Genomic DNA, 1,151 nt, shown 5'->3' on the forward strand with positions numbered 1-1,151 from the left:
ACGAAAGTAGAAATGCCAGCGTCTTGTACGTTGTCAATCGCTTCAACAGCAGCTGAACCACCTTCAGCAGCAACTGGATCGAACGCAGTACCACGAACAGTGATTACTTTGATCGCATCGCTAGATTGAACTGTCGCAATCGCGTTACCCGCATAGATTGGACGAACGAACGTATCAGCTGACTCAACTTTGATGATGTCAGAGATTTGCGCAACGTCTAGAAGTGCAGCAACACGTGGAAGGAAGTCCTTACCAGTTGTGCCCGCAGAAGTAAGAACGTGCGAGTAACCTTTACCAAGGTCAGCAACCAATAGAGAAAGGTTTTCAGCCAACTGATGGCCGTAAGCTGCGTTATCAGCTACCAATACTTTAGCAACGCCAGCCGCTTTTGACGCAGCTTCTGCTGCTGCACCACAACCTTCGCCCGCAACCAATACGTCGATGTCACCACCGATTGCTGTTGCTGCAGCAAGAACGTTAAGAGTAACTGGCTTCAAGCTACCATTATCATGATCTGCAATAACTAAAATGCTCATTTAGATCACCTTCGCTNCGTTTTTAAGTTTGTCTACAAGCTCTGCAACGTCTGCAACTTTAATACCCGCAGAACGTTTAGCTGGCTCTTCTACTTTCAATGTAGTTAGGCTAGCGCTCAACTCAACACCGTAATCTGCTGGAGATTTAGTATCGAGAGGCTTCTTCTTAGCCTTCATGATGTTAGGAAGAGATGCGTAACGTGGCTCGTTCAAACGCAAGTCAGTAGTCACTACTGCAGGAAGATTAAGACCAACAGTCATCAAACCGCCGTCAACTTCACGCGTAACGTTAACCTTATCACCTTCAACAACAACTTCTGATGCGAATGTACCCTGACCCATGCCTGCAAGTGCTGCTAGCATCTGACCAGTTTGGTTGTTGTCTGAATCGATAGACTGCTTACCAAGAATAACTAACTGAGGTTGTTCTTCGTCAACAATCGCTTTCAAGATTTTAGCAGCTTGAAGAGATTGAACTTGTTCGTCAGTTTCAACCAAGATACCGCGGTCTGCACCTAATGCTAGTGCTGTACGGATTTGCTCTTGAGCAACTTTAGGACCGATAGAAACCACAACGATTTCGCTCGCGATTCCTTTCTCTTTAAGACGAACAGC

General features: G+C 46.1%; 1 protein-coding gene and 1 pseudogene. Both read right to left on the reverse strand.

Annotation, left to right across the window (positions count from 1 at the left end; all coding sequences use genetic code 11):
- Positions 1-536 (reverse strand): annotated as a pseudogene (locus A3738_RS19170) (electron transfer flavoprotein subunit alpha/FixB family protein); the annotation flags it as partial.
- A partial coding sequence (locus A3738_RS19175) for an electron transfer flavoprotein subunit beta/FixA family protein (RefSeq protein WP_068763785.1) occupies positions 537-1,151 on the reverse strand: 615 nt, incomplete at its 5' end.

This window comes from Oleiphilus sp. HI0066 (genome assembly GCF_001635725.1).